Genomic DNA, 13,449 nt, shown 5'->3' with positions numbered 1-13,449 from the left:
GTGCAGGGCTTTTTGCTATCTAGAGGCTGAGGCCCAAATTAGTGGCGGTAACGTCTGTAGTGATGTCTGTGGTGCCTGTGATGGCGGTGGTGTCTGTAGTGCCTGTGATGGTCGTCGTTGTCATTGGCCAAGGCATAGCCAAGAACGCCAGCACCGATGATCCCCGCAGTAGCTAGGCCTGGATCAACAGATTGAACCGGGCGTCCATAGGCATCGTAAGTGGTGGTGCAGTTGGAGAGTCCCAAGGCTGTTACCAAGGAAACTGCGATGAGTAGTGCTTTTGTTTTCATGACTTGTTTGTGTTGGTTGATGTCTATTAGTCGGGATTGATCCCGGATTTATTCAATCGAGTCCAAAAAAGTGATGAATGGGTGTTTGAATGCTCGTTTATGCGACGCTTCTCAATCACACGAAAAAAGCCCTGCCGCAGCGAGCGACAGGGCCTTGGGAAAGTGGGCTATAGGGCCGGATTACTTGAGATTGCGAATGCCTTTTTTGGCTTGGCGAATCTGCTTGATCTTGGTCGCCATGCTCTGGGCGCGCTCAGGGTGATCCTTGATGATGTTTTTCTGCTCACTAGGGTCCTTACTGAGGTCGTAGAGCTGAGGCTTCTTGCCTTCGATGTACTTCCAGTCGCCTTCACGCAGGGCGAGGCCACGTGCCTCTTCCAGCATGAATGGGAGGCCCTTGTCGTCTTTGCCGAGGAAGGCGTCGAGGGTATCGCGGCTGTCGAAGGCATCGCCTTCGGCCAGCTCTACGCCGACCAGCTTGGCGAAGGAGGCCAGGAAGTCGATCTGGCTGACGGTAGCCTTGGACTGGCCTGGCTTGATCTTGGCTGGCCAGCTGATGATGAATGGCACGCGGGTACCGCCTTCATAGATCTGGTACTTGCCGCCGCGGTAGATGCCGGAGCCATCGTGGCCGTTGTCGACTTCCTTGGTGGAGGTGTGGACTTTGGTGCCGTCATCATAGCCGTCGTCATAGACTGGGCCGTTATCGGAGGAGAAGACGATGATCGTGTTCTCGCGGAGACCGGCTTCTTCCAGAGCCTTCATGATCTCACCAGTGGACCAGTCAAACTGAACCATGGCGTCGCCACGGTAGCCGAGCTTGGTCTTGCCTTGGAATCGTGGGTGCGGTGCACGTGGCACGTGGATGTCCTGGGAGGCGAAGTAGAGGAAGAAGGGCTCTTTGGACTCCTTCTGCTTGCTGATGTATTCCTTGGCTTCCTTCACGAAGACGTCGGACATGGTCTCATCGTTCCAGAGAGCAGACTTGCCGCCCCACATGTAGCCGATGCGGCCAATGCCGTTGATCACGGAATTGTTGTGGCCGTGGGTGCTCTTGTAGTAGGTCATGGCCTCCGGATTCTTTTTGCCGTCCGGGTACTCAGTACCGGTAAAGTTAGCCGGCTTCTTGCCTACGAAGAGAGGATCCTTAGGATCCAGGTTGACTACGCGGTGGTTCTTTACATAGACGGTAGGAACACGGTCATTGGTGGAGGGGAGGAGGAAAGAATAGTCGAAACCGATCTCCAGTGGACCAGGCTTCACATCGCCATTCCAGTCTACCGGAGTACCTTTGGCGCCGATGCCCAGGTGCCACTTGCCAATCACGGCAGTGTTGTAGCCAGCCTGCTTGAACATTTTAGGCAGGGTGAGTGCCTCGGTGGAAATAGTCAGTGGAGCATTCGGTGGAAGCACGCGGACGCCATGGCGGAATCCGTGCACGCCAGTAAGAAGGGAAAAGCGGGATGGAGTACAGGTGGCAGCGGAGCAATGGCCATCCGTGAACATCAGGCCTTCGCTGACCAGCTTGTCGATGTTCGGGGTCGGGATCAGCTTGGAGCCATAGGCGCCAACATCTCCGTAGCCGACGTCATCACCATAGATGAAGACGATGTTCGGCTTCTCCGCTGCGGTCACTGCCATGCAACCAGCAAGAAATGAGCTAATGATTAGTTTTTTCATAGTTGTCTTTAGATGATTCAAGAGGAGTGAGTATTAGTCGCAGTGCTATGGCGTGAGCTCCTTTATACGATGAGAATTTCCGGCTGTATCAGATTCACACGTTTAAACGTAAAAAGATACCCTGATTCCCGCATAAGGTTAATCAGGGTATACTAAGGGATCTCAGCCACTCAAAGAGGAAACTCTGTCACCATCAGTGTCTGCGGCGGTAGTGGTGACCGTGGTGGCGATGGTGGTGGTGATGGTCATCATCGTCTGCTAGTGCGGCTCCGATCAGCCCGGCACCCACGATGCCTACGGTGGCGGCGGCGGGGTCTACGGATTGTACCGGGTTGCCTTGGGCGTCATAGGTGGTCATGCAGCTGGATAGGCTCAAGGCTGCTAGGCTACCTCCGATGATGGAAATGGCGGTTTTGAATTTCATAGCAACCTTCATTCTACGCTATATTCTGTGTTAGGGCAAATTGTGGGGAAGTGTTTTGCTAGGGTTTCTTGAATTGGTGTGCCTGGCTGTCTACTCCTCGTTCGATAAGCAGGCGATGGGTGCGGCCCTGATTGATCGGGAAAAAGAAGCCGATGACTCGCTGGTCTTGGCGGCCTCCCACGGTCATGACGGTGAGGTTCTTGTTCTTATCCTTGGCCGGGTTGACCACGATCCGAAGTGTCTCACGCTCTCCAAGCGTGTAAGGGATGTACACGGTGCTCTGAGCTTTGACGGGACGTGCTTTGCCATTGATGGTGGCGACGATGTCTTGGGTGGATGCATTGACAAAGGCAAAACTGCTTTTTGGGAAGGTGTTCTTACTAGTATCCACAGGGTACATCTTCAGGCCTTTCTTGGTATTGAAGAGGTAGATAAAGAGATCCTTGGTCGCTGTGCTCGGCTGGTAGCTTGCTGCGGGCAGGTACGACTCTTTCTTGTCTTCAGAAGTGACCTTGCGGAAAAGGTGAAGTTTTCCGTCTAACAAAGTGGACTCGTAGAGAGGCGATGTTTCCGCGGGGTTGAGGTTCATCGCCGTGTAGTCACGGCCTTTGAGGTAAAAGAGATCTCCCAGGTCTTCCTGCTCGTCTGCTTTGAGTTGTTCGTTGAACCAGCTATAGATCCGGAACTGTACCTTGCGCCCTGACGAGGAAGTGTCGGACTGAGCCATGGTGCCTAGTGTGGTGCTTAGAAGCAGGGTGAGGAGTGATGTCGTTTTCAGAACGGCAGCTAACATGATGGATGAGGTAGTGATAGATAAGATGGCTGGGAGGGCGAGAACTTACGGTGTCTTTCCTTTGAGGGTCATTTCAGCGACTTCGTTTTTTGGCAGCCAGCGGAAGGACTGCACTTCAAATCGTCTGCCGTAACGCTGGTTGACGGCGCTCAGTTGGCTGATGAAGCTAACAGAGTCTCCTGAGCTACGGTTGGCCTGATAGGGTTCCGTATCGGGTTCCTGGGATTGGTCGCAATAGGCGACCTTTCTCTGAACAATGACCTCGCAGGCGGCCTTGGCACGGACTTTGCCTGTATCATCCTTGCTCACGCCCACGGTTCTGATGATGAAGGTGTCGCCGCGGGCCGTGATGACCGGGTCGATCTGGCGCAGGATGTCACTCTGCTTGAGAGTTCCCGGTAGGTGAGAGTTGGCCGAGTCTCTCATGCATTCCACAGCGGGGTAAAAGCGCTTGTCTGCAACAAACTCTGAGGGTGAGAGTGGCTTTTCAGAGCTAGTGGCTTGATTTAGCTTGAGGGAATCGATCGCTGCCTGGATGGCTCCGGCATAGCGGACGTCCTTGTGGGTGGAGCCTAAATTGCCGTTAGGGTCCTCGCGGTAGAGATCCTCCAGATAATTGGTGCGGTTTACGAAGGCGCTGAGACTTGGGAAGGGGCCGCGGCGCTTCACCTGCTTGACGATGGCTTCCGCCAGTTCTCTGATTTCCTCTTGGTTGAGGGAAACGGCAGCGGTTCCTGCGACCGCATCTTCGCTGCTCTGGGATTTCACGTCGAAGGAACCGTCTGAGATGACCAAGTTAGAGAAATGAGCTTCTGAGCTGTTGGCATTCGGGTAGTCCACTCCCAGAGCAGAGGAGAGGAGCATCTCCCATGCGGCTACTGAGGTGGAGTTGATGTTGAAGCCGCCCTGCATGGTGAGGTGCTCTGCGACCTCAGGCTGTTTGTATTCCTCCTGATCTTCTGTGGAGAGCTTCAGTCTGCCATTCACCAGCGGATGAGCTGGATCGTATGCTTTGCTTTGTGGAATGGTGGAGAAAAAGTAGCGGTCGTAGAAGCGGTCATTCAGCAGGTAGGAGACATCATAATGCACGCTGGATACCCTCCAGTTCTGGTTGTCGAGCCTGGCCAGGCTGCTGATGTACTCGAGCCCTTTGCTATCGATATCCTCGTGCTCAACATTGAGGCGGTAGTCTGCCACCGAGTTACCGATCGGGTAAGCCGGGTAGTTTGAAGTGCCCATCCAGAGGTAGCGGATGGCCCCTGTCGGGGTGTTGGTGCCTTTGGTCAGGTCCGAGTGATTGAGCTGGGTCAGTGAGGTGATAGCGCCGGCGTCTCCGTTAGGATAGCTTGCAAGGGAATGAGTGGGGAGTTCATTGACGACCATACGCTTGCTTGGTCCCAGATAGTCAGCTCCAATGTAGGTGTTGAGCTCCATGCTGTCAGTGGTCGGGACGGTATAGATGGAGCGGGCATTCTGGTAATCGTAGGTAGAGCCCATCAAAGTAGGGGAGAGTTCCGTAGCTGCGGAGGAATAAAATTTGGAGTGACCCGATTGGGGATTGCCGGAGTAGGAGTCACCGATTGCCGCATGATAGACAGCGGTCGGGTTGTAGTTAGACATGTAGGGGAAGAGCTGGGTCTTCTGGTCCGGGTGAGTGTACTTCGGCAGGGAGGTCAGGTAGTTGTCCCCCATGCGTAAAGCGTGTTTCACCAGAATACCGGGGAAACTGCCGCGGGCATCCTGGTTTTTATCCGTGGTGAGTGGCGGGTCAAAGAAGGGTGAGTTGGCTGCTGTCTCGCTGCCCAGTCTGGACCAGTAGGAGAAAATGCCGCCCTTGTCCACGCTGGCGCTCCACAGGAGGTTGTCGTCGCCCAGTCCTCCTAGTCCGAAGGAAATGCGCGGGAACGAGTTGCCAGCGGAATAGGAGGAGGCATCGTGCACACGGCCGTCCAGTGAGAAGAGGTGACCTTTGCCGGGTCTCCAGCCGGGGTGGACTTTGATGTCAAAAGAAGTGCGGGTGGCGGATCCTGTCCAGGCCTGCCCATCTGTCGGAGGAGTGAACTTGGCCACTGGCGTGTGGCTGACCGTGTTCTCCCGGGGAGAAAATACGATGGCTTCTCCGGGCTGAATGACAGTCTGTGCATCAGGCTCGATGGTGACCTTGAAGTTCCAGCCGCCTCGGGCTCCGCCGCTGTTGTTGAATACATTGTTTTCGGTAAAGCCGATGGAGCCGTCAGAGCGTTGGATGCGGTAGTTGGCACGGAATAAATTCAGCCACCAGTTCAATGTGCCGCTACGGCGCTCCAGAGCGATGGTGATTTTCTTGTCCAGCTTGATCGGTGCATTGTGCGGGTTCCAGAGGGTAACGGAAGGGAAGACGGAGTAGTACACCTGGAACTGACCCGCTCCTACCGGGCGGTAGGCGGTGTGGATGCCCACCTGTGCCTGGCTCAGTACCGGAGTGATTCCTTTTTCACCGACAGAAACCGCCACATCGGGATCGACGCTGGATCTCTGTGCATAGTTTCTCAAGGTGGACACAAAGGGGCTGAGTCCACCATTGCCGCTGTCTCCATGTCCGGCTACACCGCCCCAAGGTTTGGTTTTGATGGTATCTAACAGAGGGGCGTTGTTCTGGAATTCTCCAGGCATGTTAGAGGCTTGGTCATCATTGTGGAGAATGTAAGTAAGATCCTGTTTTAGGCCGCCGCTACGGACATCCGTGAGAAGGGAAGTGGAAGAAGAAGTCATGTCTGGAGAGTAGCTCCAGCCGGTCTCTAGTTTGCCTTCGGTGGGGATGGAGTTACTGAGTACGCTGAGCACTTTGTTCGCCTCGGCCTCGTCCATCTTGGTGTTATCCAGGCCGTCGCGCAGCGGATTGATCGGGCTGCGCTGGGCCATCAGGCGTGCGGCCACGCTGTCGCTTTCATGGCGGTTGCCTAAGTTGGTTCTAGCTTTGATAGATTCATCGCCAATCCACCAACCGTAGCTGCTGTGTTCATTCACTTTGACCAGCGGCACATCCACGGACTTGCGGTCGGATGATTTGGCTGTCCGGTCTGCGAGTACACTATCAGCTGGAATGATAGAGATGGAATCATCGTCTAGCTTGCTATCCGCTGTGATGTATCCCTCCGGATAGCTCGTGCTAGATATCTTTCCTTCCTCGTCGGTGAGCTTGTAGAATTCATTGCCACTCACGAGCACGGCGGGCTTCTTGCTGAAATCATGTCCCGGCTTCATGCCCGGGCGGTGGGACTCGGTCGTGCCGGTGAACTGGACATTGGTAGCGCTAGTGGCTGGCGTCGCTGTGCCTGCGCTTCCCTGCTTCAGGTCTAACTCGGAGCCGCTGACGTCCCACACGTAGGTATAGTGAGGGTGCTGCAGGCTGGATTCTGTCTGGTCCCAGTCGGGATCTGTGATGTCGGCTCGCGCGGTGACCCTCTGGTCCGGGCCGGCATATTTCTGCAGCTCGGCGATGGCGATGTTGAGCGCCAGCCGGGCATTGGCTTCGGCGATGGCCTGGTGGTCCTTTCCCTTGGATTCCAGGCGGGCGAGATTCACAAATGATAGGCAAAGCAGCATGAGCAGGCTCATGACAGTCACCGTAGACACGAGTGCGAAAGCCTTCGGGTGCTTGCGTTTGTTTTGTGGTAGAGCTGGGTTTGGATGCCTCATGGGTTTGTGAGTATAATGTATTTTAAGCAGTAATACAGGTGGTGAATGGATGAATACTCTATTCGCTGGGTCACTGATTGTCGATGAGAGAGTTCGAGTGTCCTGAGTAATTAATGGCAAGTTATCTGTATGACAAGTTAATTATTCTGGCTGACACAATCAGGAAGCCTCCACAAGGTGCACGACAAAAGGCGTGCATTTCCTCTGCGGCTGGCTAGGGTGGCTGGCCTAAAGCAACGAACGACAAGCAAATGGCAGTGAAAAAAGTAGCGATTGTAATGGGGAGTAATTCGGATTGGCCAACCATGAAGCTGGCCGCAGAAGCTCTGGATAAATTCGGTATTTCCTATGAAGCCAAGGTAGTCAGTGCGCACCGTACCCCGCTGGGCATGGTGGAGTTCGCACAAAAGGCGGAGGAGAACGGCTTTGAAGTCATCATCGCAGGTGCCGGTGGAGCCGCTCACTTGCCGGGCATGATTGCCGCCATCACTACTCTGCCGGTACTCGGTGTGCCAGTGAAATCCAGCGCCCTAAATGGCCAGGATTCTCTGCTCTCCATCGTGCAGATGCCAAAGGGCATTCCGGTGGCGACCTTCGCGATCGGTCCAGCCGGTGCTGCGAATGCGGGCCTCTTCGCCGTCAGCATGCTCGCAGGCCACGACAAGGAGCTTGCGGACAAGCTCAAGGCCTACCGCCAGGAAATGGTGGAAATGGTTGCACAAATGAAGCTCGAAGACTAAGCAGCGCGCGTCATGTCAGATAAGGTCTTTCTTCCCGGTTCTACGATTGGAGTGCTTGGCTCCGGCCAGCTTGCCAGAATGATGTCCCAGGCCGCTTTGCCCCTTGGCTACAAGGTGGTGGCGTGGTCCGGCGGAGCGGATAGCTCCTCCGTAAAGCGCGAGGTGGATCTAGTGATCGAAGGCTCTTATGATGATGAAGCTGCCAAGGCGGAATTCCTCGGCATGGTGGACGTCGTCACCGTGGAAACGGAAAAGCTGCCGCCGGCCCTGCTGCAGGACATCGCTTCCAAAGTAGAGCTCAGGCCGAATGCCAAGGCGGTGGAAATCACCGGCAACCGCGAGCTCGAAAGAAATTTCCTCCAGTCCATCGATGCCGCCCAGACGGAATTCCGTATCGTCGATACGCCGGACGAGCTGGAAAAAGCCTTCCATGAGTTGGATGGCAACTGCGTGGCTAAGACCGCCACGGACGGCTACGATGGCAAAGGCCAGTGGAGGCTGAAGTGCGTGGAAGACCTGGCCAACTGCAAGGAAGACTGGAATGGCTCCTGCCGTCTGGTTGTCGAGGGCTTCGTGCCCTTCACCATGGAGTGCTCGGTCGTTGTCGCCCGCAATGCCGCTGGCGAAGTAGCCGCTTTCCCACTGGTGGAGAATATCCACCGTCATCACGTGCTGGATGTTTCCATCCTTCCCGGCCGCGTGGATGAGAGTGTGGCTGAAAAAGCCAAAGTGCTGGCTGAGAAGGTTGTGCAGGGGCTGGACTACATCGGCATTCTTGCCGTGGAACTTTTCGTGCTGGAGAATGGCGATGTCTGGGTCAATGAGATTGCACCCCGCCCGCACAACTCCGGCCACGCCACCAATGACGGCTGCGTGACTTCCCAGTTTGAGCAGCATGTACGTGCGATCTGTGGACTCCCCCTGGGAGATACCCGCCCGCACGGCACCACCGTCATGGTGAACCTGCTCAGCGACATCTGGAAAAAAGACGAGGATGCATTCGCTAACCCGCAGATCGCGGCGCTCAAGTCCGCCAAGTGGCACTTTTATGAAAAAGAATGGAAGGCCGGCCGTCGCAAGCTGGGCCACGTCAACTTCGTCGCCCCCACGCTGGAGGAGGCGCTTGCCGAGAGCGAGAAGCTCCGCTCCATCCTTTTCGAGGCGTAAATAGTTAAGCCTTAGAAAGTATCCAGATTCATTTTTCTGAAGCCGTCCTTGCCTCTGTAAGGGCGGCTTTTTCATGCACTTATGGCAATGTGGCCGGGATGGATGGAATTTATCCTTGTCTTTAAAATGAATATAAGATGAATATATTTTCATAAACAGAAGGAGGCATTTCTGCCGCAAGCTCTCACTCGGAGCCAGGCAAGGACCGCTGAACTCGGCAACACACACAAACTACAGAAATAACCGTGCAGAATAAGTTTATCAAGAAAGCGTGGCTTCCTGCAGCAGCTGTGGCCCTGGTGGCCCAGCCAGTGCTGGCAGAGGAAGAGCAGGGACAGTGGAGTTTCACCTCTGGTATCGACTACAGTACCGGTGACTATGGTGATGAGGGAGATACAGACATTCTTTTCGTGCCATTTTCACTCGGCTACTCCCAGGGTCCATGGGCGGCTAAAGTGACGGTACCATGGGTGCAGATCAAAGGTCCTGGTTCCGTGATCGGTGGCGGTGATGGTGGCGTGGTTGTTGGCGGCGCAGAAGCCATTGATGATTCCGGCCTCGGTGACATCTGGGCCCAGCTTACTTACAGCCTTGAGTCCTTCCCGGCTGACTACGGCTACCTCGATCTCGTCGGTAAGGTGAAATTCCCGACAGCCGATGAAGACAAAGGTCTCGGTACTGGTGAGTTCGACTACACACTCCAGGTCGACTACTTCAAGCCACTCGGCAAGCTCACTCCGATGGCCACCGTGGCCTACAAGATCAAGGGGGATCCGGAAGGCTCCGAGCTCGACAACGTTTTCTTCCTCTCCGCAGGTGCTGACTACCGTCTCAATGAAACCATCAACTTAGGAGCCACTCTCGACTGGCAGGACGCCAGCTCCAGCGCATCCGATGATTCCCTCGAGATCTTTAACTACTTAGGTTATAAGGTGAACGATGCTAACCTGTTGACTTTCTATAGCTACATCGGTCTCTCCGATGGCAGCCCGGACATCGGCGGCGGCATCCAGTGGAAGTACAGCTTCTAACACGCCTCCGTAGACTCTCTTACCTTCCCCAAAGGTGCCAATATAACGAACCTAACCATGAAATATAAATACCCATTGATTACGGCCCTACTGGGTTTCTCTGTAGCCACCGCGCAGGCGCAGGACACAGGTACGACTACTCCTGAGTCCCCAGAGACCACACCGGAAACGACAGAAACTGTCGAGACTCCGACTCTCTCCGGTGGAGAACAAAAAGTGATCGACAAGATCGCTGGTGATTTTTCCGAGTTCGCAGGCGATGACGCCGGCACACTCGCTGAAGCACTTCGTCTCGGCTCAGACCTGAGCTACGAGAAGGAAGTCCAGGTTGAGAAGGAAGTGGAGAAGGAAGTACCTGCTGTGGATGCAGACGGAAACCCTGTCTACAAGCTTAACCCAGACGGCACTCAAGTCGTAGACGTCGACGGCAATCCTGTCCAGGACACCATGATCGTCACGGAGACTGTTATCGAGACCGTGATCGAAACAGTCAACGTTGAGAACACCGCTGGCCCAATGGGGATGGGCAACGTGAAGATCAGCATGCTCCTCGCCGAGGAAATGCTTAAGCGTGACGGCCTCGAGGGGAACCTTGAGACATTCTCCGGCGCCCTCTTCGGTTCCGATCCTGAACTCGCTGACGGTATCCTCGAGCTTCGCGCCGAAGGTGCTGGCTGGGGTGAGATCAGCAAGCAGCTGCTCGACACCAAGCTTGGTTCACTCATGTCCGGCAAGAACGCCGCTGGCAAGGCTGACAAAGCCGCCCGCGTTGGTAAGGCAGACAAGGCCGGCAAGGCGGACAAAGCTGCACGCACCATTTCCACTGGTGGCCGCCCAGACTGGGCAGGCAGCGGCAAGCCTGAAAAAGCTGGTAAGCCTGAGAAGGCCTCCAGACCAAGCAAGCCTGAGAAGCCAGCCAAACCTACCAAGCCAGCTCGCCCAGAAAAACCTGCTAGACCGGAGAAACCATCTCGCCCAGAGAAGCCTAGCAGACCAGAAAAGCCATCCAAGCCTGAGAAGCCAAGCCGCCCTAACCGCTAAGCGCGGCGTCAGAGTTGTTTTTCACTAACATGTGTTTGCCCGGAAGGTCCGCCTTCCGGGTTTTTTGTGTAAATGAGGTGACGACGGGGTGGAAAGCTCCGGCGAACTCAGCGGCCACAAACGCAGGGGCTTCACCAGCGAGGCCGTGGAGCGCGAGGAAAAACGCAGCGGCCAGCTCAGCGTGGCCGTGATCGCACGCTGCAAGACTCGCTACTTCATCGACGGTGCCGTGTTCGGCACCAGTTTGTAGAAGACGTGGTGACCAGCCTGAAAGGGAGCTATCTCCCGGCTAACAGAAAAGGAAACGGCGACCGCCTCGGCGGACGGATGAAATCCAACAAGCTCTGGAGCCTGCGCAAACTGGCAGAGAACGGGGTTTAATTCTAACAAAGTAGCATCTGTAGTCATCTCCGGATACCTGAGACAGCAGCAGGCATGAACTACACCCCGGAGGGGTGGTGGAAGGACTTGAGTTCAAAGGCTAACAGAATACGTAAAGATACGACTTGTCTTTTCCTCGAATATTGTCTGTCTTTTTATTGCATGTGGGGTCTTCAACAAGTAGTGGGCAACCAGTCCGACCAGCTTTCATTCATTGGAGGAAAGCCGCGCCTTCCGAGCGGGACAAAAGTCCCGACATGCAAGTTATGCGGATCGACGCAGACCTTCTTCTTCCAAGTAGCGATGCCCAAAGGGTCGATTTGGGATGGGCTAACGCTTGCGGTCTACCAATGCACGAAGTGTGCGGATGAAAGCCATCTCATACCGGAGATGCTTGAATCACGGCTCGCGGGAGCTGACATTCCCTCCGGCTTCCTTACTCAATACCAGCGCAACTTCTCTTTCGTTATCTTCCCAACTGATCAGGGAGAAATCGTCGACAGCTACGATGAGCCAATCTCATTTTCCGAGATCCAGCTAGTGGAAGGTGACTCGGTTGGCTCATTCGGTAAGTTAGAAGGAAAACCCAACTGGGTTCTCGAGGACGAGAGCCCGGCAACCTACGGTGGAAATGTTCAAATGAAGTTCCTCTTGGAGGTCGTGCCAAACTTCCAGTTCAAGATGTACGCCGCTGCTGAGCCGCAGATCGAATTGGGCATCATGGGTGATCCTGAGCCATCGCCGCTTGATTACTATCAGCTTTTTATCGGCAATGCTCTTTACCTGTTCGGAACGAGCAGCGGTGATCGGGCAGTCTACGCGGTCACCCAAGTGTAGCGTATCCGGCTGTTTGCACGTTGCACGCTGTCGCCAAAACGTAAGCGCTATATCGAATATTGTCCTTTTGCTTACAAATATTGTCTGTCTTTTATTGATATACGTGCGAAAGCTGGCAGAGAACGGAGTGTAATCCTAATAAGGCGGCATCTGTAGTCATCTCCGGATACTTGATCCAGCACCAGGCATAAACTACACCCCGGAGGGGTGGTGGAAGGAGTGAAGTTCAAAGTCTAACAGAGGAAATAGAGATGCGGCTTGTCTTTCCCTCGGAAATTGTCTTGCCTTTTAAATAAGGAGTAACTCCTAAGATGAGGGCTGAAGATGCACGGTTACATTGGCAGATGCGCGGACAAGAAATGGGAAACCCAGCACCAGGAAGCTAAAGTTAAAAATGAATAACCTTACACTAGAACAAGCTAAGCAACAGTTGACCTCGGGAAGGGCTATTGAGCAGTGGCTAGGTCATCAGACAGAAAGTGGATATCGCGCTTTAAAATGGTTAAGAATCGATAAGGAACCTGATGGAGGCTATTCCGTAGCCAAATATGAGTGTTTCGATGATGGTAACTTTGAAAGCTTGGACATCTATAGTTTTGGGCAAGTTAACCCAGAGCTACCTTATGGGGAAATCGTCGATGCTAACTCGCCTGAGGAAGCATTGGAAAAAGCTAGAGTGGATTTTAAAGCTGATGGTTCAAAATACTTGGGTCCAGGAATGATTCAAGACGCCTACGCAGAATTTTTGAGGGAATATGGTGAGTTCAAAGGCAATTAAACTAAATCACTATATTAAAAGGACAGACAATTTACGAGCATGAGCACATTTGAAATTAAACAACAGTCATTGGCTGTGATGGTGCTTAAGCGTCCTAAAATGTTTACAGTTAATGGAGAATTGTCTGAAATTATAACGTTATTTCGAGGTTATGAAATTGCTATGGATAATGTTAATGAAGTTTTAGATGATTCTCCAAAGATAGCACTGACTTGGCTGTCTGAGAAGGTTGATTTAAATTATAAATTTGTTCCACCAGCAGATTTTGTTAGTAAAGTTTCGGCTGTTTCAGAGTAAGCGCTAAATCATCGGCCCTTGGATTTCACTTGCGGCTGACGTTGCAACATCGATTTCGTAGACGTCATAGAGCGTCGTATATGACGTCTATGATCAGGCGGCGGTCTCTTGTCTGCTCGTCTGCTGTTTGTCTTGCTGGAGTCTGATCCAGACTTTGGGTAGCAGCTCACGCAGGTTGTCCTGATTGGTCATGTGGGGAATTTTTTCGAAGACCCATTTGAGGTAGGCGTAGGCATCGTGGCCTGCGCGGCGGATGTTTTCGATCAGCGTGAAGATGACCGCACTGCGCCAGCCCGTGTCTTCGTTGCCTAC

15 protein-coding genes are annotated in these 13,449 nt (G+C 53.9%); 9 read left to right on the top strand and 6 right to left on the bottom strand.

Features of this window, described 5'->3' with window-relative positions:
* Positions 1-38: 38 nt before the first annotated feature.
* From BUB27_RS00070 to BUB27_RS00050, 5 genes are all read right to left on the bottom strand, one after another.
* Positions 39-290: a hypothetical protein gene (locus BUB27_RS00070; protein ID WP_143157501.1), complete on the bottom strand. Its 252-nt coding sequence runs from the start codon at positions 288-290 to the stop codon at positions 39-41.
* Between the two features lie 180 nt (positions 291-470).
* Positions 471-1,970 (bottom strand): sulfatase family protein, encoded by a 1,500-nt coding sequence (locus BUB27_RS00065; protein ID WP_143157500.1) that lies wholly within the window; start codon positions 1,968-1,970, stop codon positions 471-473.
* Positions 1,971-2,163: 193 nt separating this feature from the next.
* Positions 2,164-2,394: a hypothetical protein gene (locus BUB27_RS00060; RefSeq protein ID WP_143157499.1), complete on the bottom strand. Its 231-nt coding sequence runs from the start codon at positions 2,392-2,394 to the stop codon at positions 2,164-2,166.
* A gap of 58 nt (positions 2,395-2,452) precedes the next feature.
* A complete protein-coding gene (locus BUB27_RS00055) occupies positions 2,453-3,187 on the bottom strand; it encodes a hypothetical protein (protein WP_143157498.1) in 735 nt (244 codons plus the stop codon).
* Between the two features lie 45 nt (positions 3,188-3,232).
* Positions 3,233-6,865, bottom strand: coding sequence for a hypothetical protein (locus BUB27_RS00050; RefSeq protein ID WP_143157497.1), 3,633 nt, complete (start codon positions 6,863-6,865; stop codon positions 3,233-3,235).
* Between the two features lie 251 nt (positions 6,866-7,116).
* On the opposite strand from BUB27_RS00050, the gene purE reads away from it, so the two are divergent.
* From purE to BUB27_RS00015, 9 genes are all read left to right on the top strand, one after another.
* A complete protein-coding gene (gene purE, locus BUB27_RS00045; RefSeq protein WP_143157496.1) occupies positions 7,117-7,605 on the top strand; it encodes a 5-(carboxyamino)imidazole ribonucleotide mutase in 489 nt (162 codons plus the stop codon).
* Positions 7,606-7,617: 12 nt separating this feature from the next.
* The gene (locus tag BUB27_RS00040) at positions 7,618-8,772 is read left to right on the top strand and encodes a 5-(carboxyamino)imidazole ribonucleotide synthase (protein ID WP_143157495.1); all 1,155 of its coding nucleotides are present in this window, start codon (positions 7,618-7,620) and stop codon (positions 8,770-8,772) included.
* A gap of 245 nt (positions 8,773-9,017) precedes the next feature.
* Complete coding sequence (locus BUB27_RS00035; RefSeq protein WP_143157494.1) at positions 9,018-9,803, top strand: hypothetical protein; 786 nt, start codon at positions 9,018-9,020, stop codon at positions 9,801-9,803.
* A gap of 57 nt (positions 9,804-9,860) precedes the next feature.
* The gene (locus tag BUB27_RS19055; RefSeq protein ID WP_143157493.1) at positions 9,861-10,844 is read left to right on the top strand and encodes a hypothetical protein; all 984 of its coding nucleotides are present in this window, start codon (positions 9,861-9,863) and stop codon (positions 10,842-10,844) included.
* 88 nt (positions 10,845-10,932) lie between these two features.
* Positions 10,933-11,094: a hypothetical protein gene (locus BUB27_RS18810; RefSeq protein WP_159434700.1), complete on the top strand. Its 162-nt coding sequence runs from the start codon at positions 10,933-10,935 to the stop codon at positions 11,092-11,094.
* Positions 11,095-11,102: 8 nt separating this feature from the next.
* Positions 11,103-11,225 (top strand): hypothetical protein, encoded by a 123-nt coding sequence (locus BUB27_RS19145; protein WP_268793953.1) that lies wholly within the window; start codon positions 11,103-11,105, stop codon positions 11,223-11,225.
* 54 nt (positions 11,226-11,279) lie between these two features.
* A complete protein-coding gene (locus BUB27_RS00025) occupies positions 11,280-12,062 on the top strand; it encodes a programmed cell death 2 domain-containing protein (RefSeq protein ID WP_143157492.1) in 783 nt (260 codons plus the stop codon).
* Positions 12,063-12,456: 394 nt separating this feature from the next.
* Positions 12,457-12,840, top strand: a complete 384-nt coding sequence (locus BUB27_RS00020) for a hypothetical protein (RefSeq protein ID WP_143157491.1) — start codon at positions 12,457-12,459, stop codon at positions 12,838-12,840.
* 39 nt (positions 12,841-12,879) lie between these two features.
* Positions 12,880-13,137, top strand: coding sequence for a hypothetical protein (locus tag BUB27_RS00015; protein ID WP_143157490.1), 258 nt, complete (start codon positions 12,880-12,882; stop codon positions 13,135-13,137).
* 93 nt (positions 13,138-13,230) lie between these two features.
* Here the strand turns inward: BUB27_RS00015 and BUB27_RS00010 are convergent.
* On the bottom strand, positions 13,231-13,449 hold a 219-nt coding region (locus BUB27_RS00010), incomplete at its 5' end, for a transposase domain-containing protein (RefSeq protein WP_143157489.1).

The organism is Rubritalea squalenifaciens DSM 18772 (assembly GCF_900141815.1).
GTDB lineage: Bacteria > Verrucomicrobiota > Verrucomicrobiia > Verrucomicrobiales > Akkermansiaceae > Rubritalea > Rubritalea squalenifaciens.
The sequence above is the reverse complement of the archived record's forward strand: the minus strand, read 5'-3'. Positions and strand labels throughout refer to the sequence as shown.

Bases quoted from the DNA above. Each gene is read 5' to 3' on its own strand.
- BUB27_RS00070 (WP_143157501.1), bottom strand. From the start codon at position 290: ATGAAAACAAAAGCACTACTCATCGCAGTTTCCTTGGTAACAGCCTTG.
- BUB27_RS00065 (WP_143157500.1), bottom strand. From the start codon at position 1,970: ATGAAAAAACTAATCATTAGCTCATTTCTTGCTGGTTGCATGGCAGTG.
- BUB27_RS00060 (WP_143157499.1), bottom strand. From the start codon at position 2,394: ATGAAATTCAAAACCGCCATTTCCATCATCGGAGGTAGCCTAGCAGCC.
- BUB27_RS00055 (WP_143157498.1), bottom strand. From the start codon at position 3,187: ATGTTAGCTGCCGTTCTGAAAACGACATCACTCCTCACCCTGCTTCTA.
- BUB27_RS00050 (WP_143157497.1), bottom strand. From the start codon at position 6,865: ATGAGGCATCCAAACCCAGCTCTACCACAAAACAAACGCAAGCACCCG.
- purE (WP_143157496.1), top strand. From the start codon at position 7,117: ATGGCAGTGAAAAAAGTAGCGATTGTAATGGGGAGTAATTCGGATTGG.
- BUB27_RS00040 (WP_143157495.1), top strand. From the start codon at position 7,618: ATGTCAGATAAGGTCTTTCTTCCCGGTTCTACGATTGGAGTGCTTGGC.
- BUB27_RS19055 (WP_143157493.1), top strand. From the start codon at position 9,861: ATGAAATATAAATACCCATTGATTACGGCCCTACTGGGTTTCTCTGTA.
- BUB27_RS00025 (WP_143157492.1), top strand. From the start codon at position 11,280: ATGAACTACACCCCGGAGGGGTGGTGGAAGGACTTGAGTTCAAAGGCT.
- BUB27_RS00020 (WP_143157491.1), top strand. From the start codon at position 12,457: ATGAATAACCTTACACTAGAACAAGCTAAGCAACAGTTGACCTCGGGA.
- BUB27_RS00015 (WP_143157490.1), top strand. From the start codon at position 12,880: ATGAGCACATTTGAAATTAAACAACAGTCATTGGCTGTGATGGTGCTT.